The organism is Acinetobacter sp. ANC 4779, assembly GCF_004331055.1.
Classification (GTDB): domain Bacteria; phylum Pseudomonadota; class Gammaproteobacteria; order Pseudomonadales; family Moraxellaceae; genus Acinetobacter.
Window position 1 is genome coordinate 30,783 of sequence record NZ_SJNU01000006.1, and the last position, 23,476, is coordinate 54,258.

Sequence of the window (23,476 nt, forward strand, 5' to 3'; positions counted from 1 at the left end):
ATCAGGAAGATCCAAATATGGCACATCACTTGCTTAAGCATTGATAAATCTAAATAAGCCATTTACCAAACTCAGGACGACAAGAAGAAAATATGATGCAAAATTTACAGTCAATAATGGAAACACTCAGCGGATGGGTTTGGGGTCCATATATGCTGGTACTGATAGTGGGTACCGGTGTATTTCTCACATTCCGCCTCATGTTCTGGCAATTCCGTATGCTGCCTTTGGCCTTTAAACAGGTTTTTGGCAAGCATCCTCAAGCTAAATCACACGCAGGAGATATTTCACACTTTGCCTCCCTGATGACGGCACTCTCCGCCACCATTGGTACCGGTAATATCGCAGGTGTTGCGACAGCATGCGTTCTGGGGGGACCTGGCGCTGTCTTCTGGATGTGGATGACGGCTTTATTTGGCATGGCAAGCAAATATGGTGAAGGCGTATTGGCAGTCAAATATCGCGTTAAAAATGAAAATGGCTTGATGTCCGGTGGACCGATGTATTACATCGAACAGGGCTTAAAGTGGAAATGGCTTGCGCTGATTTTTGCATTCTTTGGCACAGTGGCTTCTTTTGGTATTGGCAGTTCAGTACAGTCCAATACCGTGGCACTTGCGGTGCAAAACAGTATGGGCATTGAAACCTGGATCACGGGCATTGTGATTACGGTCTTCTCGGCATTGGTGATTTTAGGCGGTATTCGATCGATTGCCAAGGCAGCGACCCTGATTGTGCCTATTATGGCGATTGGTTATGTTGCAGGTGGTCTGGTCATTATTCTAAACAATCTTGATCTGGTGATGCCTGCCCTGGAATTAATCTTTAAAGATGCCTTTACCGGTGAAGCAGTTGCAGGTGGTGCCATTGGTGCTGTGATTCGTTACGGGGTCGCACGTGGCGTCTTCTCGAACGAAGCAGGTATGGGTTCTGCACCTATTGCAGCGGCAGCGGCAAAAACCGATCATCCCGCACGTCAGGGTCTGGTTTCAATGACCGGAACATTTATTGACACCATTATCGTATGTAGTATTACCGGTATCGTCTTGGTGATGGGTTTCATTATGGCCGGCAATAGTTTTGGAAATGAAACGGGTGCCGTGCTGACGACTCATATTTTTGATCAATTATTGCCGGGTGTGGGCGGTTGGGTAGTGACCTTCGGTATTATTTTCTTTGCCTATTCCACTATTTTGGGTTGGTGTTATTACGGTGAAAAATGCTGTACTTATATTTTTGGAGAAAAGTACGTACTGGTGTATCGGGTGATTTATATCGCTTCAGTTTTCATTGGCTGTATCGCCACGCTGGATTTGGTCTGGTTATTTGCCGATACTTTCAATGGTTTGATGGCAGTTCCAAACTTAATAGCTTTACTGTTGTTGTCAGGCGTTATTGTGAAAGAATCGAAAGACTTTATCGCAAAACGTAAATCCGGCGAACTGTATTAATTCAAGTTTCTTTATCATGACCAACAAGCCACCTTAGCGGTGGCTTTTTTATTTGCATCTAGCGCTGTATGCTGTAGCCAGTTTCCAATTTTTGTATATTTCAAATAAAAAATATGGCCAAAGCGAAAAGTGTTTATCGATGTGAACAATGTGGTGCTGACCATCTAAAATGGGCAGGTCAATGTAGCGAATGTGGTGAATGGAACAGTCTGACCGAAGTCAGCATTGCACCTGCCGTGACTCATCGTGCGCAACCGAAAATAAGTGGCGGTTATGCAGGTCAAGTCGCCAATATTACGACGTTAAATAAAGTTTCCGTTTCACATGAATCACGTCTAGCGACTGGCATTAGTGAATTTGACCGTGTGCTGGGCGGTGGCTTGGTGACGGGTTCTGTGGTGCTGATTGGCGGTGATCCAGGAATTGGTAAATCCACGATTCTTTTACAAACCGCCACGCATATGGCCTCGGCACAAAGCTCTGCGCTGTATGTCACCGGTGAGGAATCACTTTCGCAAGTCGCGTTGCGTGCCCACCGCTTAGAGTTACCGACAGACTATCTTCAAGTCATGGCAGAAACCTGTGTGGAGCGAATTTGTGAAGTCTTGGCGCAAGTACGTCCTGCGGTTGCCATTCTCGATTCGATCCAAACGCTTTACACTGAAACGCTGCAATCTGCACCGGGCGGTGTTTCCCAAATTCGTGAATCTGCCGCTTTACTGACCCGTTTTGCTAAAAATAGTGGCACCTCATTATTTCTTGTGGGGCATGTGACCAAAGAAGGTGCTTTGGCGGGCCCGCGTGTTTTAGAACATATGGTCGATTGTGTTTTATATTTTGAAGGTCAATCTGACTCGCGTTACCGCATGATTCGTGCGGTAAAAAACCGTTTTGGTGCAGTCAATGAATTGGGCGTGTTTGGCATGACCGAGAAAGGCCTGCGTGAAGTTTCCAATCCCTCTGCTATTTTCCTCAGTCGTTACGATGAAGCCATTCCTGGTTCGATTGTGATGATTAGTCGTGAAGGTACACGCCCCCTCCTTGTTGAAGTGCAAGCATTGGTAGACGATGCACACGGTCAACCGCGTCGTGTCGCTTTAGGTTTAGATCAAAACCGATTGAATATGCTACTTGCGGTGATGCATCGTCATGGTGGCGTACAAACTGCAGGACAAGATGTCTATGTGAATGTGGTCGGTGGTTTAAAAATTACTGAAACAGGCTCTGACCTTGCTGTTTTACTGGCCTGTGCTTCAAGCTTGCGGGGGAAAGCATTACCTCAGCAACTGGCTGTGTTTGGCGAAGTGGGGCTATCGGGTGAAATTCGCCCTGTGCCGAATGGCCAGGAACGCTTAAAAGAAGCGGTTAAGCATGGTTTTAAATACATTATTCTGCCTAGAGGCAATGCACCACAAAAACCGATTCCCGGTGTACAGATCATTTCTGTAGCACGGTTACATGAAGCATTAAGCGAAGCCATGAACTTAAGTGAAGAATTGGCTTAAGCTTCAACATATGAAAGGTTATGTAAAAAAACACCATTTTGATATTGAAATTCGGTGCAAATGGCTGCATAACTATAGGGCTACAATTTACTTTTTTATTTAGGAAAAATTCGATGGAAGTTCGACAGCGTGGTTTGATGGCAGGTCTTTTAATGGCAGCTTTGGTGGTTGCACCAATGGCTGAAGCGAAACGTGCAGGTGGTGGTAAAAGCCACGGCATGAGTCGTTCTGCTGCTCCAACCCAGTCTTACCAACAACCGCGTCAAGCTACTCCTGCCCCACAACCGACTACCGCACCTGCTCAAAAATCAGGTTCTGGCGTAGGTAAAATGGTTGCTGCTGGTGTTGCAGGTGCTGCGATTGGTGCAGTTGCAGCCAATGCACTGGCAGATGACAAACCTGCTGCAAGCAGTGCTGATACTACAGCACAACAGCAGGAAGAAAAAGGCGGACTTCCAGGCTGGATCTGGATTCTTCTAGCAGCTGCAGTCGCATTCTTCTTGTTCCGTAAATTCGGTGCAAAAAAAAAACTAGCCGCTAACAATCCCTATGCACCAAACAATGCTGGCAATACAGCACCGTTTGGTCAACAAAATGCAGCACCACGTACCTCAAATGACAGCAGCAATATTTTTGGTCAATCCGTAGGTGGTTCTGCAGGTGCAGCAACTCAAGCGCCTTTTGGTGCTGCTTCAACCAGCAATGGCAATCAATTGCCAGATGGTACTGAACCTGCTGCATTCTTACGTGTTGCTCGTCAGCGCTTTAACCATATTCAGTCCATGAATACGGCCAGTAATATTGCTGAAATTCAACGTTATTTAACGCCTGATCTTTATCAGTCTATGCATAACGACATTATGGCAAACCAAGATCAAGACGTTGCTGAATTCTCTAACCTCAATGCGATGGTGGTCGATTCTTCAACGGAAAATGGTCAGTATGTGGTGAGCGTACGTTTCACGGGCACTGTAAGCGAAGATTTAAACAGCTTACCGCAACCTTTTGCAGAAGTTTGGCATTTCACCAAACCTGCAGCTTCTAACCAGGAATGGTTGGTTGCCGGTATTCAACAAGAGGCTTAAGGTCTTTTGAGCTAAAAACAGCGACTTCGGTCGCTGTTTTTTTTGTGATTTTAAATCACAGATCAATTTCAATCCCCCCCTCATTGTATTTCAATTAGGCTGTGTCCTAACCCGGTGCCTGTCTAGAAACCAAATTAAATTTTTCATTGTAAGCTTAAAGTATCTAAAACTGTCTTATCCGTATTTCCGGCTGAAGTTTGCTGCTCCGCCTTAGTGCTGTATATTTGCAAGGAAATTTAAGCAATATGATCAGCTATTGGTTAGGTTTACTTACCTTCTCGGCTTTATTTATCGGATTGTATTTGAGTTACATCGAATCCCAAATTAAGAATATTACAAATGCAACCGCAATAATTTGGATTATCAGCACGTTCAGCTCTTTAATCTAAAAATGAACAGTGTAAAAAGCCAATCTTCAGATTGGCTTTTTTGTGCCAAACATTTAGGCTATAGCAATTATGTGCTTTGGATTTTTGAATGTCTGATCTCCCTATTTCTACCGAACTTTTTAACCGTGCGATGGCAGGCAATCGTGATGCACAATTTGAGCTTGCTGAAATTTATATGCAAAGTGAAGATGATGATCATGTTGCACTTGCTGAAGAATGGGCACTCAAAGCCGCTCAACTGGGTCATGTTGAAGCCATGTACTGGCTGGGTGAAGGTTATGCATTTTATGCAAAAGACATGCGGGAAGAAGATCCGGAGGAAGCAAAAACCTATTTTGAACATGCTTACCGCTGGTTAGAACAAGCCGCGAAACATAAACATCCTGCTGCTCTTTTAGAATTATCGAATTTTTATCGCCGTGGTGATGTGGTGGAAAAAGATATGACCAAGTCGGTTGAATTGGTCAAGCAAGCCGCTGAACTGGGTGAAGCTCAAGCCATGCGCGATTTGGCCTGCATTTATGAACACGGTTTAGGTGTCGATGTCGATGATGCAAAAGCCGATTATTGGCATGATAAAGCTCAATCTGCTGAAGAATAATGAGATGAAAAGCCTATCGATTGATGGGCTTTTATTTTATCCAGTTTTAAATATTAACTTTCGATATAATTATTTTCTTCAACAATAATCACTTGTCGACAAATTCCGTCTACTCGACGCTGCTGCTCAAAGAGAGCCGCGGGCATCGGATCAAAACTGTCAAAGAAACAGATTTCATCCACATTTACATCATAAACAAGTGAGTGATTACCCACATCTTCTAATGTATCGTAATAGACAATCACAAATTTATTTTGATCGAACGCTTGCTGGATTTGCTCATAATTTAACGCAGGCAGAATAGGCAAACCCAGCTGCTCTGCTTGTTGATAACTGAGTTTTTCACTCTCTTGAAGATCAGGGTCAGGATCGGTATAAAACTGAACCGTAAAACCAAACTTTTTTAATCCTACAGCCAAACCTATGGTCGTCGTGCCATTTTCAGCACCATATCCACAGACATCTACCAGTTGCTGAATATCGGCATCAATCCCTAAGTGTTGCAGCAACATCCATACCGCAAAAATTCCACCATTTGCTTCTAGATTTGCTAATTCTTCAGGCATTTCTAAAGCCATAATCTTCATCCAAAATATGATTGTGCTGATAATAATCAATTTCAGATTGGAACAAAATCAATTTCCAAGTACAATAGCCGGCTAGTCGAGGGATGCTGCGACTTTTTCACAGGCACTAAATGTGAAATCGCTAGGCTCGACGATCCGGTTAAAGCTTATTTAAAATACTGGTTTTGATCAAAAACGGCATCCGCGAACATAACGATCCAATCTATTTTTATCCTAGGAGATCCTGATGAACGCGGTTAATGCTTCATTTACAGATTATAAAGTTGCCGACATTTCACTTGCTGAATACGGTCGTAAAGAAATCAAACTTGCTGAAGCAGAAATGCCGGCACTTATCGGTTTACGTAAGCGTTATGCTGCGGCTAAACCACTTGCAGGCGCGAAAATTCTCGGCTGTATCCACATGACCATTCAAACTGCCGTTTTAATTGAAACGCTTGTTGAATTGGGTGCTGAAGTTCGTTGGACTTCATGCAACATCTTCTCTACTCAAGACCACGCTGCTGCTGCTATTGCTGCGCGCGGTATTCCTGTTTTTGCTTGGAAAGGCGAAACTGAAGAAGAATATAACTGGTGTCTTGAACAGCAAATCAATGTAAACGGCAAACCTTGGGATGCCAACATGATTCTGGATGATGGCGGTGACTTGACTGCTGTTGTTCACGAAAAATACCCAGAATTGATTGCTAAAATTCACGGCGTGACTGAAGAAACCACTACGGGTGTGCAACGCCTTTATGAAATGTTACGTGACGGTACTTTGAAAGTTCCTGCTATCAACGTAAACGATTCAGTGACCAAGTCTAAAAACGACAACAAATACGGTTGCCGCCACTCTCTAAACGATGCAATTAAACGCGGTACAGATATGTTGATGTCTGGTCGTCGTGCACTTGTGATTGGTTATGGTGACGTAGGTAAAGGTTCTGCTCAATCACTTCGTCAAGAAGGCATGATTGTTCGCGTAACTGAAGTCGATCCAATTTGTGCAATGCAAGCCTGTATGGACGGTTACGAAGTTGTATCTCCATACAAAAACGGCGTGCAAACTGGCAACAAAGAAGACATCAACGTTGATCTTCTTCAAAACACTGACCTGATCGTAACCACTACGGGTAACTACCACGTATGTGACGCTGCAATGTTAGATACATTAAAAGCAGGTTCTGTGGTCTGTAATATCGGTCACTTTGACACTGAAATCGACACCAACTACTTACGTGGTTACAAATGGGTTGAAGTTAAACCTCAAGTACATCAGGTTTATCGTTCAGAAGATGAAAATAACTACTTGATCCTTCTTTCTGAAGGTCGTTTGGTTAACCTGGGTAATGCAACGGGTCACCCATCACGTGTGATGGACGGTTCTTTTGCTAATCAGGTGTTGGCTCAAATGCATTTGTTCGCTGAAAAATTTGCTGATCTTCCTGAAGATCAAAAACAAGCTGCGATTCGTGTAGAACTTCTGCCTAAGAAATTGGATGAAGAAGTTGCTGCTGCAATGGTTGCTGGTTTTGGCGGTGTATTAACCACGCTTACTCAAGAACAAGCAAACTACCTTGGCGTACAAGTTGAAGGTCCATTCAAATCTGAGAATTATAAATACTAAGTTTCAGTTTTACCCTCATCCTAACCTTCTCCCATAGGGAGAAGGGATTTTTCATAATTAATTCAATTGATATTGAAAATTCCCTCTCCTTTTAGGAGAGGGTTAGGGAGAGGTGAAATCAAGTAAGTATTGATAAAAAAGGATTTGAAAAATGACCAAACGTGTCCCAATTTCGTTTGAATTTTTTCCAACCAAGACTGATGTCGGTGCGGAAAAACTTCGTGTTGTTCATAAAGAATTACAACTATTGAATCCTGAGTTCTTCTCTGTAACTTATGGGGCTGGTGGTTCGACCCGTGAACGCACACTCGCTGCAATCAATGACTTTAATGGCAAAGGCACACCTGTAGCCCCTCACCTGTCTTGTATTGGTGATGACAAAGCACGTATTGCAGAATTGCTGGATTTATATAAGTCACAAGGCATTGATCGTATTGTTGCGCTGCGTGGTGACTTGCCTTCTGGTCAAGTGGGCTTAGGCGAATTGCCTTATGCACAGGATCTGGTTCGTTTTATTCGTGAACATTCAGGTGATCACTTCACCATTGAAGTCGCAGCTTATCCTGAAATGCATCCACAAGCGGACAGCTTTGACAAAGATATTCAACATTTTGTCGAAAAAGCCAATGCCGGTGCTAATGCTGCTTTAACACAGTTCTTCTTTAATCCAGATGCGTATTTCTACTTTGTAGATCGCATTAAAAAAGAAAGCGTTAACATTCCTGTGGCTCCGGGTATTATGCCGATTATCAATGCAAGCAACCTGATTCGCTTCGCAGACGGTACAGGGGCTGAAATTCCACGCTGGATTCGCAAGCAACTGGCCACTTATGGTGATGACTCTGCCAGCATCAAGGCTTTTGGTCATGAAGTTGTGGTGAAATTGTGTGAACGTCTGCTTGCAGGCGGTGCACCAAGTTTGCATTTCTACACCATGAACACCACAGATCCAACACGTCAACTTGTGACTGATCTTGGTTTAGCTTAATTTTTAATTTGATTTGTGAGTAATACTTAAATGCCGCGTTTTTATATTGAAGCTGATTTGGCTGTTAATATGAATGTTGAATTAACCGAAACGGTTTTTCATCATTGGGTCAAAGTATTGCGTGCACAAGTCGGTGAAAGAGCCACCTTGTTCAATGGACAAGGTGGTGAATACGAAGTAACGCTGGTGAATATTTCAAAAAAATCAGCCAGTTTTTCTGTCGATACATTCAATCCTGATGATCGGACACCCGCATTTACAACTTTACTTGGACAAGTGATGAGTAAAGGTGATCGCATGGACTATGCCATTCAAAAAGCAGTTGAACTGGGTGTTGCAAAAATTCAGCTCCTCACCTCAGAACGCTGTGAGATGCGTCTTAAATATGACCGGGATCAAAAGAAAATAGATCATTGGCAAGGTATTGCCATCGCGGCTTGTGAACAATGCGGAATGAATAAAGTTCCCGAAGTGTTAGCACCGCTCTCTTTGCAAGACTGGTTGGCCAGTGAATTACCTGCGACAAAACTGGTACTCGCTCCCAATAAAGACCAAGTCGATGTTTTAGCGCATGCTACACCTGATATTGCCCTGTTAATCGGTCCTGAAGGGGGTCTCAGCGAAGCTGAAATACAATTATCCAACGATGCTGGATTTATTAACTGGTGTATTGGCAATCGCGTCTTGCGCACCGAAACGGCCCCAATTGTTGCTTTATCTATTTTGAATTATAACGTAACTGTATAGTTCATCTGATTTTAGCTAAATAGTAGCCAATTTGATTGATTTTTCTGAATAACATAACTAATCTTGATTTCAATATACAAATGTATATGTAAAATACAGTTTAGTTTTTTATACACTAACAATATTTAAAAATTAATTTATCGCAAAACAAAAATAAGGCTTTTGCTTTTATGTCAGATGTTCAAGACGAGTATATTAAAGAGCATGTGAGTGCTGCTCAAATTACCAATACGATTCGACTTAGTCGATTCTTTCTCGTCAGTATTATGATCCTTTCCTTATATGTTTATTGCATTTATGCGTTTTATTTTACAAAACCATCTTTCTATTTCAATTTATGGTTTATTGCGACCGAACTTTTGAGTTGTCTAAGTTTACTCATTATTAGCATCTATTTTAAGCCACATCATTTCACACTCCATCACGCACATCGTTGGCTACAATTTCAATGTCTGGCAATAGGAAGTTGTATTGCTGTTGGTATTGGTGTGATTTACTATTATCTACCGCAATATAACCCCAATTTTAGCGAGGTTAATGCTTTAATCCTTTCCGCTTTATTACTGATTGTGAGTCAGGCATTTGCTCTGACTTTTTTAACCCAACGTTTAAATTATTTTTGTTTGGCTTTTATACCCTCGGTTTTTCCCTATCTGGCCTCCCAATTTATTACTACACAGATTTCAAATCCTTTATTCCATTTAACAATCAATTTTTCACTCATTGTCATCTTACTCTGCGCAAATTCTACAACGCGCATTCACAAGCGTATTTCAGCACTATATTCCAAAAATAATCGTCTGGTTAAAAATGCCGAACAACAAGTGCTCTGGACTGATGAGCTATGTCAGCAATTACAAACTGAAATTAATAAATCCAAGGAAATCGAATTACAACTTCAACTCAACAACCAATTGCTTGAACAAAAAGTTAAAGAACGAACTTTTGATATTGCTAAAATGAATGCTGATCTAGAAAATCAGCAGCAAAATTTAATGTTGGCACATGATGTTGCGGGACTTCGACCGTGGGACTGGAATATTAAAGATCGGGAAATTTTAGTGACCGACTTTAAGCATCAAAAGACCTTAAAACCTTCAAAAGTGCATCATAGCCAGCTCCAAAACATCCTCCATCCCGCAGATATCGAACACTTCAAAATATCGATGAAGCAAAATTTACGCGGTCAAACTGATCAGTATGAAGCCACTTATCGAATTCAGAACAGCAATGGCAAATGGAAATGGGTGCATGATATTGGCAGAGTCATTGCACGTGACCCAGTTAATCAGAAGCCTTTGCGGATGGTCGGTATTCGTCGGGATATTCATCAGGAACGTACCGATCAGGAACGCTTAAAACTTGCAGCGAATGTGCTTCAACAAGCGGCTGAAGGAATCTTTATTCTTGATGAACAACTTTGCTATATTGACGTCAATCCGTTCTATGAACAATTAACGGGTTTTACCCATGAGCACATGATTGGTAAACATTTATTTGATATCGCTGCAAAGTACAAGTCGCAACAAAGAAACAGCCATTCCGCCATCATCAATCAACTTGATAAAATGGGTGAGTTTGATGGCGAGCTCAATGAAAATTTTCTGTCTGGTAAAGAACTTACAATCTGGATGCGGATTAATGCCATTAGCGATGAAAAAAATCGGGTCACGCATTATATTGGCATCGTCTCTGATTTAACGGAACGTAAACTGCAAGAACAGCGTCTGTCCTATTTAGAAAATTACGATCCACTGACCGACCTGCCAAATCGGTTTTATTACAACTATCAATTGCATCAGTATCTCGTCAGTCAAAAGGATTCGATTGAACAACTCGCTGTGATTCGTCTAAATATTGATCGTTTCAGACCTTTGAATGAATTTCTGAGCAATAGCGGTGGCGATGAACTGTTACGTCAGGTGGCCCAACGACTACGGCTTACCAATGCTGAAGCATTATTTGTAGCCCATTTAAATGGGGATGACTTTGCCATTGTCTATGAAGTCTCGCATATTCGCCCTTCGGTTCAGCAGCACTGTGAACGGATGAGTAAAGCATTTTCATTGCCATTTAACATTTTTGGTCAGGATCATATTATTACCCTGTCTATGGGGATTGCTTTCTATCCAGAAAATGGTCGCCAACTGGATTATCTGAATAATTGTGCAGAACAGGCTTTAACCGAAGCGAAAAGTTTAGGTGGCAATACCATCCGTTTTCACTCCAATAAAAATAACACTTTACTTGAGCAAGGAATTTATCTGGAACGCGATTTAAGACTTGCGATTAACAACAATGAACTGATTGTTTACTATCAGCCAAAAATTAATTTTAGCGATCAAAACATTTATGGTTTTGAAGCGTTGGTTCGCTGGAATCATCCAAGCAAAGGCATTATTCCACCCAACCTGTTCATTCCCTTAGCTGAACAAACCAGTTTGATCTCGGATATTGGCAGAATTGTTATACAACAAACCGCTAAGCAAATTAGGAACTGGAATGATTTAGGCTTTAATAATATATGTGTTTCGGTCAATGTTGTTGCACAGCAATTGCAACGCGGACAGTTACTCGAAGACCTCGATCATGCCATTCAAACCTATAAAATTTCCGGGTCGAGCCTGGAGCTTGAAATTACCGAATCATCACTACTTGAGAATTCGGTTACAGTAAAAAATCTGCTCGATGAAATCAAGAAACGTAAGATCAATATCTCTCTGGATGATTTTGGAACAGGCTATTCTTCTCTATCTTATCTTGCTGATTTTCCAATTGATATCTTAAAAATAGACCGCAGTTTCATCTCCAGAATTGGGCAAAACAAACAAGAAGCCATTGTCAGTGCCATGATTGCCATGGGCAAGGCCATGGGTATGGTCGTGGTTGCAGAAGGCATTGAAACAGAGGAACAGCTTCAGTATCTACAAAATCTGGAATGTGATATTGCCCAAGGCTTCTTGTTTTCAAAACCTTTACCCGAAAGTGAAGCAACCCTCTTTCTAGAACAACATCGACTTATACCTTCTTGATATAAGTCAACAGGTCTAAATATCAGTTTGCTTGAAAATGGCATATTCACGACTGTGCTAAGGTCGCAACAAATGTTATATTCAATCAAATTAAGCAAAAAACCACCACCAGCTCGGGCTGGGCAACTCAAGCAACAATAGAGATACAGATGGACGATCAATCATTAAAACAGCAAGCTTTGTACTACCACGAATATCCAACCCCAGGGAAAATCAGTGTTACGCCAAGCAAACAGCTGGTCAATCAACATGACTTAGCGCTGGCTTACTCTCCAGGTGTCGCAGCACCATGTTTAGAGATTGAACGCGACCCATCAACTGCAGCACTTTACACAGCACGTGGCAACCTTGTTGCAGTGATCAGTAATGGTACTGCGGTTTTAGGTTTAGGTAACATCGGTCCTTTAGCCTCTAAACCGGTTATGGAAGGTAAAGGCGTACTGTTTAAAAAATTCGCAGGCATAGATGTATTTGACCTCGAAATTGCTGAAAACGATCCAGACAAAATTGTGGACCTCGTCGCTGCATTAGAACCCACTTTTGGTGGTATTAACCTTGAAGATATCAAGGCACCAGAATGTTTCTACATCGAGCAAAAACTTCGCGAACGCATGAATATTCCTGTATTCCACGATGATCAACATGGTACGTCGATCATTGTCGGTTCAGCTTTACTCAATGCTTTACAACTGACTGGCAAAAAAATTGAAGAGATTAAAATTGTCGCTTCAGGTGCCGGTGCAGCTGCATTGTCCTGTTTAGATTTGCTTTGCGCTTTAGGTGCAAGCAAACACAATATTACCGTTGCCGATTCACGCGGTTTGCTTACCACTCACCGTGATAATCTGGATGCATCAAAAAAACGTTATGTGCAGGATATTGAGGGCACTCAATTAGCAGACGTAATTGCCGGTGCAGATATGTTCTTAGGACTTTCTGCAGCAGGCATTTTGACCAAAGAAATGGTTAAAGTGATGGCTGAAAATCCAATCATTTTTGCTTTGGCAAACCCGGATCCAGAAATCCTGCCTGAACACGCACACGAAGTTCGTGATGACGTGATTATGGCAACGGGTCGTTCGGATTATCCAAACCAAGTTAACAATGCCCTTTGTTTCCCGTATATCTTCCGTGGTGCTTTAGACGTTGGCGCAACCACCATTAACGAAGAAATGAAAATTGCCTGCGTACATGCCATTGCACGTATGGCGCACATTGAAGCAGATGCAGCCTCTTATGGTGAAAAATCTGCATCATTTGGCCGTGACTACCTTATTCCACGCCCGCTTGATCAGCGCTTAATTCTTGAAATTGCTCCTGCGGTTGCACAAGCGGCAATGGATTCTGGTGTCGCGACTCGTCCAATCCAGGATTTCTCTGCATATCGTCAAAAATTGTCTGAGTTTGTATATAACTCTGCATTCATGATGAAACCGATCTTTGCTCAGGCAAAAACAGCACCTAAGCGTATTGCATATGCTGAAGGTGAAGATTTACGTGTGCTTCGTGCCGTACAAATTGCGGTAGATGAAGGCTTGGCCTTCCCAATTCTTGTCGGCCGTACTGCGGTCATTGAAGCAAATATCAAGAAATTGGGCTTGCGTCTTGAACACGGTGTAAACATTGAAATTGTGGATCAAGAAAAGAACCCGCATTACGAACAGTTTGCTGATGACTACTATCAAACTATGCAACGTCAGGGCGTAACACCTGAATACGCACATCGTGAAGCACGTCGCCGCTCTACCCTAATTGCGGCAATGTTAGTCAAACACGGTCATGCAGACGGTATGCTGTGTGGTACCTATTCAAGCTATGACATTCACCTAGATTTCGTGAAAAACGTAATTGGCTTAAAAGAAGGCCGTAGCACCTTCTTTACCCTCAATGCACTCATGCTTCAAGATCGTAACTTGTTTATTGCCGACACTTATGTCAATACCAACCCAACAGCTGAACAGTTGGCAGAAATGACCATTTTGGCAGCTGAAGAAGTGCGTCGTTTTGGTGTAATTCCACGTATTGCCTTGTTATCGCATTCAAGTTTTGGTTCTGACCAAACTGATGCAAGCGCACAAAAAATGCGTAAAGTATTTGAAATTTTAAGTGAAATTGCACCTGAACTTGAAGTAGAAGGTGAAATGCACGGTGATGCTGCACTGGATGAAAATATTCGTCATTTCGCATTCCCGAACTCGCGCTTCAAAGGATCTGCAAACTTACTCATCATGCCAAACCTGGATTCAGCGAATATTTCATTTAACCTGTTAAAAGCAACTTCAGGTAACAATGTAACGATTGGCCCAATTCTGTTGGGTGCTGCGAAACCTGTTCATATCTTGACACCGACTGCAACAACACGTCGTGTGGTAAATATGACCGCATTGACGGTTGCTGAAATTCAACAGTCACAAGAAGGCTAGTATTTACCTTTAGCAAAAAGCTAAGGTTCTTTACTTGAGAAAACCTCTATTCTGTAGCATGATTGCTTGAAGAATAGAGGTTTTTTTCATGCGAGTTTATTTAGTAGGCGGTGCAGTACGTGATCACTTACTCAGTCACCCCTATCACGAAAAAGATTATGTGGTTGTTGGTGCAACACCTGAACAACTCATGGCTCAGGGCTATCAGCCTGTGGGTAAAGATTTCCCTGTTTTTCTTCATCCCCAAACAAAAGAAGAATATGCTTTAGCCCGTACCGAGCGTAAATCCGGTCAGGGTTATCATGGCTTTGAATTTTATACAGATACAAGTGTCAGCCTTGAAGAAGATCTGATCCGCCGTGACCTGACCATTAATGCGATGGCGATGGATGAAGATGGCCAGGTATATGATCCTTATCATGGTCAGCAAGATTTAACCAATCGAATATTGCGTCATGTATCCGATGCTTTTGTTGAAGATCCGTTACGTGTTTTGCGTATTGCACGCTTTGCCGCACGTTATAAATCACTGGGATTTACGGTGGCAGCTGAAACTTTGGCCCTGATGCAACAACTGGCTGAATCGGGTGAATTACAGGCATTGACTCCAGAACGGGTATGGAAAGAAACCTCCCGCGCCTTGATGGAAGATCATGCTGATGAATATTTTGAAGTACTCCGTGCCTGCGGTGCTTTAAAAGTCCTGTTTCCGGAATTAGAGGCTTTGTATGGCATTCCGCAACGTCCTGAATATCATCCGGAAATTGATTGCGGCATTCACACCATGATGTCGCTACAACAAGCCTGTAAAGCCAACTATTCACTAGATGTCCGCTTTGCTGTTCTGGTTCATGATTTAGGAAAAGCCCTTACGCCAACAGAGGAATTACCGCGTCATATCATGCATGAAGAACGTGGGATAAAACCGGTCACCGAAGTGTGTGAACGTCTTAAAGTTCCGACCAATGCCAAACAGCTTGCCCTTGCAGTATGTAAAGAACATTTAAAATGTCATCAAGCTTTGAATCTTAAACCGGGCACTTTATGGCGCTTATTACAACGACTAGATGTATTACGTCGTCCTGAACGTGTAGAAGCTTATGTTCAGGCCTGTGAATGTGATTCACGTGGTCGCTTAGGCCTCGAAGATCGTGAGTATCCGCAAGCACGATATGTGTTAGATGCAATGGAAGTGGTTCGTAGCATTAAAGCGCAGGATTTACCACCAGATATCAGTGGCCCTGATATTGGTGAAATGTTGATTCAACGGCGTATTCAAGCGATTGAAGAATTAAAAGCCCGGCAGATTATTGCTGCTGAATAACTTATAAAAAGCTTCTCTTTTGAGAAGCTTTTTAAGTCGCGAGGATGATAAAAATTCCCACTTTATCAAAGAAGGATTTAAGACGATGATTTATATCAGGACACATCCGCAGGGAAAGTAATCACTTTTTCAAGTTTCATCTGTTCAGTCGCAACCATCAATAAACGGTCAATGCCTAAAGCAATGCCTGAACATTCAGTCATATGCGGTAAAGCTGCCAGTAGATATTCATCAATCGGCATCACATGCAAGCCAAGCTTTTCACGCTCAAAATTATCAGCTTCAAAACGGCAACGTAATACCGCAGCATCAATCAGCTCATCATAGGCATTGGCCAATTCCAAACCTTCAATATAAAGCTCAAAACGTGCTGCGACCTGTTCCCCATCTTCATCAATTTTAACTTTGGCAAGTGATGCCATTTCCGGTGGAAAATCGGTTAAAAATACCGGCGTATCAAAACCCAAACTTGGTTCAACCATATGTGAAAATAACAGGTCGATATAACCCAAGCGGTCATCATCCAAATCCAAATTTAAACCGACACGATTACAGCAGTCTTTGAGCTGTTTTAAACTGGCTTGTAATGGATTGAGATCAAGACGGTCCATAAAAGCATGTTTATAACTTAAAATCGTCGGACGGACATCACCAAAACGATGCGCCAAAGTCACATTGAGCAAATCGGTGACTTCAAACATTAATTTTTTCAAGCTTAAATTGGGGCGATACCATTCCAGCATGGTGAATTCACTATTGTGTTTGCGTCCATGTTCATCATCCCGAAAGACTTTGCAAATTTGGTAAATTGCACCGCTACCACTGGCCAGCAATCGTTTCATGGCAAATTCAGGCGAAGTCTGCAAATAATGAGTGTGTTTACGACCACCGAGATGACGTTGGGCTTGAATAGATGCTAGATGCACATCGGTTACCCCCGCTTGGGACAATATCGGTGTTTCCACTTCAAGCACATCACGTTGAGCAAAAAACTGCCGTATTTGACCATACATTTTAGCGCGGGCTTTTATAGCTTTGATATCGCAGGTCGGTTGATAATTGATGCTTTCTGTATTTGCCATGCTCATGCTTTTGGGCCTCCGTGTGCTGCCCATTCACGGCGTAAGGGATAGGTTTTACGCAAATAATCAAAGGCTTTTTGATCCACCTTGCCCTCTTTTAAGCAGGCACGCAGATTGGCATCGTCACGTGCAATATCATAAATTTGAGCAAGATACTGTTTTAGTACCTGTTTCAAATCCTGATTCTGGAAATATTGTTCACATATGGGGAGCTGGGTTTCAAAATTTTTGTCTGCGGTGAAATCAAAATTTTTACAAAAGGCATCGTAAATCATTTGCGTACCTCGTGCCTTCCCTTCCAGACTATAGCCCGCAATATGCGGTGTAACCAATCGAATCAGAATTAACAGTTGTTCTGAAATTTCCGGTTCATGTTCAAACACATCCAAAACAACTTGACGCTTGGTCTGTTGAAGATCAGCAATCAGTGCCGCTTCCTCGACTACGGGACCACGTGCTGAATTAATCAAGATCGCTTCAGCTTTCATTATTGCCAAGGCATCAGCATTGATCAAATGAAAAGTTGGATGCTCACCGGTTGTGGTCAAGGGTACATGAATAGAAATGGCATCTGCTGTTTTTAATAATTGTTCTAATTCATCTTGCTGGATATGTTGATGGTTTACAAAGGGATCATGGCCAATCACGTTCCAACCAATTAATTTTGCCATATAAGCTAGACGTGAACCGACATTCCCCAAACCAATAATACCGAGGGTGAATTGCTCATTTTTATCGATTAAATCGGATTGTAAATATAACAGTGCGGTAATTACATATTCCGCCACTGCCTGTGCATTACATCCTGCCGCATTTGACCATACAATATTGTGTTTTTCTAAAGCAGAAATATCCAGATGGTCTGTACCAATAGTGGCACTGCCGACAAATTTAAGAGAAGTATTTTGAATCAGTTGTTCATTTACTTGGGTCACAGAACGAACAAGCAAAGCTTCAGCATCCTGTACATCTGCATGGGTTAAAGTCCGCCCTACTGCTTGCTGAATCTCGCCAAAATCTGCAAAGAAATATTCGGTAAAGGCCAGATTTTCATCTGCAACGATTTTCATAGTGCGTTCCAATGACATGAAGACCGCTATAATAACCCTTGAAAGCGAATCTGACTATGCACGTTAAAGTAGAAGCAAATGCTTAGCGCGAGATTAAATCGTTCTTAACCCCCCATTTTTTATTTTCCAGATTGTTCGACTCGCTTATCAATTCGATGTTGAACTAGCAAAAAAAGACCGAATTCTGTAAAAAAAATCGGTCAAAACAGCAATCAGTAAAGCTTAAATCAAATAGATTAAGCCACTGCATCATCAATAATACCCTGTGCTTTTAAAGCCCTTAATTCATCCTGAGTTTTAAACTGTGATAAAACCTGTTCGGTATGTTCACCCAACTGTGGCGCAGCATGCCTATATTCAACCGGAGTATCAGATAACTTGATCGGTGAACCAATCATTTTAAATTGATCATTCAATGGATGTGCGATCTCCACCACCATGTTACGCGATTGAATTTGTGGCTCATTTAATGCATCTTCGACTGAATTAATCACTCCGACCGGCACTTTAACGGCATGAATCGCAGTAACCCACTCTTCAGCCTTTTTAGCCAAGAAATATTCTGACAGTAAAGGAATCAATTCATCGCGATGTTTAACGCGATCCTGATTGCGCTGGAATTTTTGCTCTCGCCATAATTCCGGCAACCCAATGGCGATGCACAGATCCTTAAACTGTTTATCATTGCCGCAGGCAATAATAAATTCTTTATCTTTGGCTTTAAAAGTTTGATACGGCACAATATTGGGATGATGATTCCCCATACGCTTTGGAGATACGCCCGTAGTTAAATAATTCATGCCTTGATTAGCTAACGTAGCGACCTGAACATCGAGTAAGGATAAATCGATATATTGTCCACGACCGGTATGTTGACGTGCCAATAAAGCAGCCTGAATAGCAACGGTCGCATACAAGCCAGTTTGAATATCTACAACCGCAACACCGACTTTTTGTGCACCGCCACCGGGTAATTCATCCTTTTCACCGGTAATACTCATCAATCCTGACATGCCTTGAATGATAAAGTCATAACCTGGTTCTTCAGCACGTGGCCCTGTTTGGCCAAATCCGGTAATCGAGCAATAGACCAAGTTTGGATTAAGCTGATTTAAAGATGCATAATCCAAACCGTATTTTTCCAATGAACCCGCTTTATAGTTTTCAATCACCACATCGGCCGTTTTGGCAATTTCCCGAATCAGTTCCTGACCCTGTTCACTTGCAATATCGATTGCAACTGAATATTTGTTGCGGTTGGCACATTGGTAATAACCGGATTCGCCGGTTGCAATGCCCTGATTATTCAACATCCACGGTGGCCCCCACATACGGGTATCATCCCCCACTTTTGGACGTTCAATTTTAATTACTTCAGCACCCAGATCTGCCAGAATCTGCCCACACCATGGACCTGCCAGTACGCGGCTTAAATCCAGAACTCGAATTCCTTGTAATGCACCCATGTTCTACTCCAAAAGCCAGCAGAAGACACTGCTGGCTATTTTTATTATTTAGCGCTGAGCGTTGTGTCTGTTGTTGCCACAGTACTTGCTGTTTTGGCTTCTGTATCTGTCGCTATTACGAATGAAGATTGCTGCGGATCATACTGGCGTTCACGAATGAACAAGCCTGGAATCACCCCCGCAATAAAGTAGGCCGCACCCATTACAATAAATGCCATGGTAAATGAACCACCTGCCGCGATAATGCCGATGGTGGCAGGTGCAATCGCAGCGCCTAAACGTCCCATGTTATACGCGCCGCCAATGGCTGTACCACGTACATCGGTCGAGAAGGTTTCTGCCATATAGGTTGCATTTACACCGTATGGAATTCCATAAAGGAAACCGAAGGTGATTAACAGATAAGCAATATTGGTTGGTGTGTTAAAAAAGATAATGATAGGTAAAAATGCGGCTGTTGCCACGGTTCCAAAGACAAAAGTTACCCGACGACCCAATTTATCTGCGGCGTATCCGGCAATAATTTTACCCAAAATCATCGCTGTATATGCACCTACCATATAGCCGGTTAAAGCTTTAAAGTTCATATTCAGTTCTGTTTCTAAATAGGTTGGCATCCAGTTATTGACACCGTAATAGCCAAATTGCAAGAAGGCAGCGGTACTCATCCACAACAAGAACATTTTGCGGTGTTGGGTATGTCCAAAAATACGTTTATACACACTTTCAGAAGGAGCTTTTACAGCAATTGCATCAGGGGTAGGTTCAATTTTTAATTCTTTACGTTTAAATTGCTCTATTTTTGCTTCCTGCCAAGATGCCGGCTCAGGTACAAAACGCATGAAGATAAGCGCAAAAGCAGCCGGAACAATGGTCACATAAAACAGCATACGCCAGCCATGGTCAGGAATAATTGCCCCAGCCAATAAAGTCGCCACGATATAACCGACTGTTTGACCTGTCTGCAATGTACCTAGAACAGTGGTGCGATACTTGGTAGGAACATATTCCGCCATGAGCGTATTACATGCCATATATAGCGAGCCCAATCCAAATGCGCCAATAAAGCGCAGAGTCATGAACTGCTCATAACTTTGGGTTAAGCCCAAAATACAGGTCATGATTGAAAAGAAAACCACAGACCAGGCAATGGTTTTTACCCGGCCAAATTTGTCACATGCCCAGCCACCGGTAATACCACCAAGTGCCATTCCTGCAAGGGATGAACTTCCCAGCATACCGGCCTGAAATGAGGTCAGTCCAAACTCAGCCTTTAAACTGGTCAGACTGAATGACAACAGCATGATGTCGACGCCATCAATCACCAAGGAAATAAATGCAAAAACAAATGCAATTTTCCAGGTGTTTTTATGAATACGGTTCGCTGTACCTATATTGGAGGGTAGTTTTCTGCTGAGCGTTCCTGCTCCAGCGTTCATATCATTATTCATTTCCATATCCCTCATTTTCCCAAATGAGTCATCGCTAATCCTTTATTTCCCTACATTTACTTTGGGTTCTTTATTGTTTTTCTATCATTCCGTTTGAACTTTAAGCGTATAAATGTACAGATTTACAAGAATATTTCACGATGAATCCTTTAATTTAAGTTCATTATTGATTTTTTTGAGACGAACCGTCTCTAGGATGCCTACGAATAAGCATCCAGATTATTGTTCAGAATGATTTAATTACCGAATGCGGCAATACCTGTCTGTGCACGCCCCAGAATCAAAGCATGCACATCATGGGTACCTTCATAGGTATTCACTACTTCCAGATTCACCAGATGACGTGCCACACCAAACTCGTCACTAATCCCATTACCACCAAGCATGTCACGTGCCAGTCGTGCAATATCCAGTGCCTTGCCACAGTTATTGCGTTTAATCAGCGAGGTGCCTTCCACCGAAGCAATACCTTCATCTTTCATGCGACCGAAACGTAATGCCACTTGCAAGCCCAAGGCAATTTCAGTCTGCATGTCGGCCAGTTTTTTCTGGATCAACTGGTTTGCCGCCAATGGACGGCCAAACTGTTTACGGTCCATGGTGTATTGATGCGCGGTATGCCAGCAAAACTCTGCTGCGCCCATTGCACCCCAGGCAATCCCGTAACGTGCACTGTTGAGACAAGTAAATGGACCGCGTAAACCACGGATTTCCGGGAAGGCATTCTCTTCAGGCACAAAAACATTGTCCATCACGATTTCACCGGTGATTGAAGCACGCAAACCGACCTTGCCGTGAATCGCTGGAGCAGAAAGCCCTTCCCAGCCTTTTTCCAGAATAAAGCCACGAATCTCGCCGACATTACCCTCTTTGGAAACTTCTTTGGCCCAGACCACAAACACATCGGCAATCGGGCTATTGGTAATCCACATTTTCGCGCCCGATAAACGGTAACCGCCCTCTACCTTTTTGGCACGGCTAATCATGCTGCCCGGGTCAGAACCGTGATCCGGCTCTGTAAGCCCAAAACAGCCAATGTATTCACCGCTTGCCAGTTTGGGCAAATACTTTTGCTTTTGTTCTTCAGAACCAAATTCATTGATCGGCACCATCACCAGCGAGCTTTGTACACTGGCCATGGAACGGTAGCCTGAATCGACATATTCAATTTCACGTGCCACCAGGCCATAACTGACATAGTTCAGCCCTGCACCGCCGTAGGCTTCCGGAATGGTCGGGCCCAATAGGCCTAATTCCCCCATCTCACGAAAGATGGAAACATTGGTTTGTTCATGACGGAACTGTTCCAGTACCCGCGGCAACAATTTGTCCTGACAATAGGCATGGGCAGAATCGCGGATCATGCGCTCTTCTTCTGTCAGTTGCTGCTCGATTAAAAATGGGTCTTGCCAGTTAAACTTTGCTGTTTTTTTCACATTGATCATTTGATTCATCGCTTCCTCTGCTCGATATCAGGTTCTATTTATCTGACTCGATGCTATGGCGAAAAAATGATTCTATCAAACGATAAATTTGCATGCAGATATACCATTTACGCATATCTAGTTTTGAGCAGATAGATAACAATAGATTTGGCAACTGTATTCATCCAGCATTATTCAATTTTTAGACTAAAGTTGGATAGGTTTCGCATCATCATATGCAATTTTAAAATATCTGGTTCAGATAAAAGGATTTATCTATGCGTCGTCACATCCCTTCTTTACAAAGTTTATTGTGTTTTGAGTCGGCAGCAAAACATGCCAGTTATACGCATGCCTCACAAGAACTGTGCATTAGCCAAAGTGCAGTGTCGCGGCAAATTCAACAACTGGAAGAATTTCTCAAACTTGAATTATTTACCCGTACCCGACATGGCGTTGAACTGACCCTTGCAGGACAACAGTATTACAGCCTGATCAAACCTTATTTATTGGGTCTGGAGCAAAGTACTTTAGATATCATGGCACACAAAGGTTTAGGGGGAACGCTAAAATTAGGGGTGGTTCCCACTTTTGCAACCTGTTGGCTACTTCCCAAACTGCACCGCTTTAACGAAATTTATCCTGAAATTACCGTGCATTTAGAAACCAGCACCAAGCCCTTCTTATTTAATGAAACTATCTTTGATGCTGCAATATATGCAGGAACTCCGCAACAAATTGCACACTGGCCAGGTGTACAAACCCATTACCTCATGAAAGAAGATCTGATTGCAGTTTGCTCCCCGCAGCTGATTTTAAAAAACTTCCCAGATGCGCAAATGATTAATGCATACAGCTATGATTTAAGTCCTGAACAGCTAATTCAGCTTGCGCTATTACAACAAACCACGCGCCCGACCATTTGGCATGAATGGTTTAAAACCCATCAAATATTTCATCCAAAATCCTATGATGGTCATCGGCATGAACTGTTCTCCATGTTAGCGGTTGCAGCCAAGCAATCCATGGGTATGGCGCTCATTCCACAAATACTGATTAATCCAGAATTACATAATAAAGAATTAGTCATTGCCTCCAGTAAAAAACTGGAAGGAAGCCGCTCTTATTATTTAGTACATTCTAGTCAAGAGTCCTCTCCACTGATCCAAAAATTTATTGATTGGATTCAACAGGAATTACAGATTGCAGCGAGCAGAAATGAAGTTGATGTATAAAGCTATG

The 23,476-nt window shown here is 42.5% G+C and carries 17 protein-coding genes; 11 read left to right on the forward strand and 6 right to left on the reverse strand.

What is annotated here, in order from left to right; genetic code table 11:
• Positions 1 to 95 precede the first annotated feature (95 nt).
• The 4 genes from E0H80_RS08450 (at position 96) to E0H80_RS08470 (ending at position 5,031) form a co-directional block, all read left to right on the forward strand.
• Complete coding sequence (locus tag E0H80_RS08450) at positions 96 to 1,451, forward strand: alanine/glycine:cation symporter family protein (protein ID WP_067864493.1); 1,356 nt, start codon at positions 96 to 98, stop codon at positions 1,449 to 1,451.
• A gap of 113 nt (positions 1,452 to 1,564) precedes the next feature.
• Complete coding sequence (gene radA / locus E0H80_RS08455) at positions 1,565 to 2,956, forward strand: DNA repair protein RadA (protein ID WP_131364902.1); 1,392 nt, start codon at positions 1,565 to 1,567, stop codon at positions 2,954 to 2,956.
• A gap of 113 nt (positions 2,957 to 3,069) precedes the next feature.
• Positions 3,070 to 4,041 (forward strand): Tim44 domain-containing protein, encoded by a 972-nt coding sequence (locus E0H80_RS08460; protein ID WP_131364904.1) that lies wholly within the window; start codon positions 3,070 to 3,072, stop codon positions 4,039 to 4,041.
• A gap of 477 nt (positions 4,042 to 4,518) precedes the next feature.
• Entirely contained in the window at positions 4,519 to 5,031 is a 513-nt protein-coding gene (locus tag E0H80_RS08470) for a tetratricopeptide repeat protein (protein WP_131364906.1), read from the forward strand.
• A 53-nt stretch (positions 5,032 to 5,084) separates the two neighbouring features.
• Here E0H80_RS08470 and E0H80_RS08475 read toward each other — a convergent pair whose 3' ends face one another.
• On the reverse strand, positions 5,085 to 5,609 hold the full coding sequence (locus tag E0H80_RS08475) for a cysteine peptidase family C39 domain-containing protein (protein ID WP_131364908.1): 525 nt from the start codon (positions 5,607 to 5,609) through the stop codon (positions 5,085 to 5,087).
• Between the two features lie 235 nt (positions 5,610 to 5,844).
• On the opposite strand from E0H80_RS08475, the gene ahcY reads away from it, so the two are divergent.
• From ahcY to E0H80_RS08505, 6 genes are all read left to right on the forward strand, one after another.
• Positions 5,845 to 7,227 carry an adenosylhomocysteinase gene (ahcY, locus tag E0H80_RS08480; protein ID WP_131364910.1) on the forward strand — a complete coding sequence of 461 codons (1,383 nt, stop codon included), beginning with the start codon at positions 5,845 to 5,847 and terminating at the stop codon, positions 7,225 to 7,227.
• Positions 7,228 to 7,378: 151 nt separating this feature from the next.
• Positions 7,379 to 8,215 carry a methylenetetrahydrofolate reductase [NAD(P)H] gene (metF, locus tag E0H80_RS08485; RefSeq protein WP_131364912.1) on the forward strand — a complete coding sequence of 279 codons (837 nt, stop codon included), beginning with the start codon at positions 7,379 to 7,381 and terminating at the stop codon, positions 8,213 to 8,215.
• Positions 8,216 to 8,245: 30 nt separating this feature from the next.
• Positions 8,246 to 8,962, forward strand: a complete 717-nt coding sequence (locus E0H80_RS08490; protein WP_131364914.1) for a 16S rRNA (uracil(1498)-N(3))-methyltransferase — start codon at positions 8,246 to 8,248, stop codon at positions 8,960 to 8,962.
• Positions 8,963 to 9,132: 170 nt separating this feature from the next.
• Positions 9,133 to 11,994 carry an EAL domain-containing protein gene (locus E0H80_RS08495; protein ID WP_131364916.1) on the forward strand — a complete coding sequence of 954 codons (2,862 nt, stop codon included), beginning with the start codon at positions 9,133 to 9,135 and terminating at the stop codon, positions 11,992 to 11,994.
• Positions 11,995 to 12,143: 149 nt separating this feature from the next.
• On the forward strand, positions 12,144 to 14,417 hold the full coding sequence (locus tag E0H80_RS08500) for an NADP-dependent malic enzyme (protein WP_067863560.1): 2,274 nt from the start codon (positions 12,144 to 12,146) through the stop codon (positions 14,415 to 14,417).
• An 88-nt stretch (positions 14,418 to 14,505) separates the two neighbouring features.
• Positions 14,506 to 15,741, forward strand: a complete 1,236-nt coding sequence (locus E0H80_RS08505) for a multifunctional CCA addition/repair protein (RefSeq protein WP_131364918.1) — start codon at positions 14,506 to 14,508, stop codon at positions 15,739 to 15,741.
• A gap of 95 nt (positions 15,742 to 15,836) precedes the next feature.
• On the opposite strand, the gene epmA is transcribed toward E0H80_RS08505, so the two are convergent.
• The 5 genes from epmA to E0H80_RS08530 all read right to left on the reverse strand — a co-directional run bounded on the left by epmA (position 15,837) and on the right by E0H80_RS08530 (position 22,264).
• On the reverse strand, positions 15,837 to 16,823 hold the full coding sequence (gene epmA / locus E0H80_RS08510) for an EF-P lysine aminoacylase EpmA (RefSeq protein ID WP_131365145.1): 987 nt from the start codon (positions 16,821 to 16,823) through the stop codon (positions 15,837 to 15,839).
• Between the two features lie 2 nt (positions 16,824 to 16,825).
• Entirely contained in the window at positions 16,826 to 17,893 is a 1,068-nt protein-coding gene (locus tag E0H80_RS08515) for a 4-phosphoerythronate dehydrogenase (protein ID WP_131364920.1), read from the reverse strand.
• A 236-nt stretch (positions 17,894 to 18,129) separates the two neighbouring features.
• Positions 18,130 to 19,359, reverse strand: coding sequence for a CaiB/BaiF CoA transferase family protein (locus E0H80_RS08520; RefSeq protein WP_131364922.1), 1,230 nt, complete (start codon positions 19,357 to 19,359; stop codon positions 18,130 to 18,132).
• Between the two features lie 44 nt (positions 19,360 to 19,403).
• A complete protein-coding gene (locus tag E0H80_RS08525; protein ID WP_131364924.1) occupies positions 19,404 to 20,810 on the reverse strand; it encodes an MFS transporter in 1,407 nt (468 codons plus the stop codon).
• Between the two features lie 236 nt (positions 20,811 to 21,046).
• Positions 21,047 to 22,264: an acyl-CoA dehydrogenase gene (locus E0H80_RS08530; protein WP_131364926.1), complete on the reverse strand. Its 1,218-nt coding sequence runs from the start codon at positions 22,262 to 22,264 to the stop codon at positions 21,047 to 21,049.
• A gap of 248 nt (positions 22,265 to 22,512) precedes the next feature.
• On the opposite strand from E0H80_RS08530, the gene E0H80_RS08535 reads away from it, so the two are divergent.
• Positions 22,513 to 23,469, forward strand: a complete 957-nt coding sequence (locus E0H80_RS08535; RefSeq protein ID WP_131364928.1) for a LysR substrate-binding domain-containing protein — start codon at positions 22,513 to 22,515, stop codon at positions 23,467 to 23,469.
• Positions 23,470 to 23,476 lie beyond the last annotated feature (7 nt).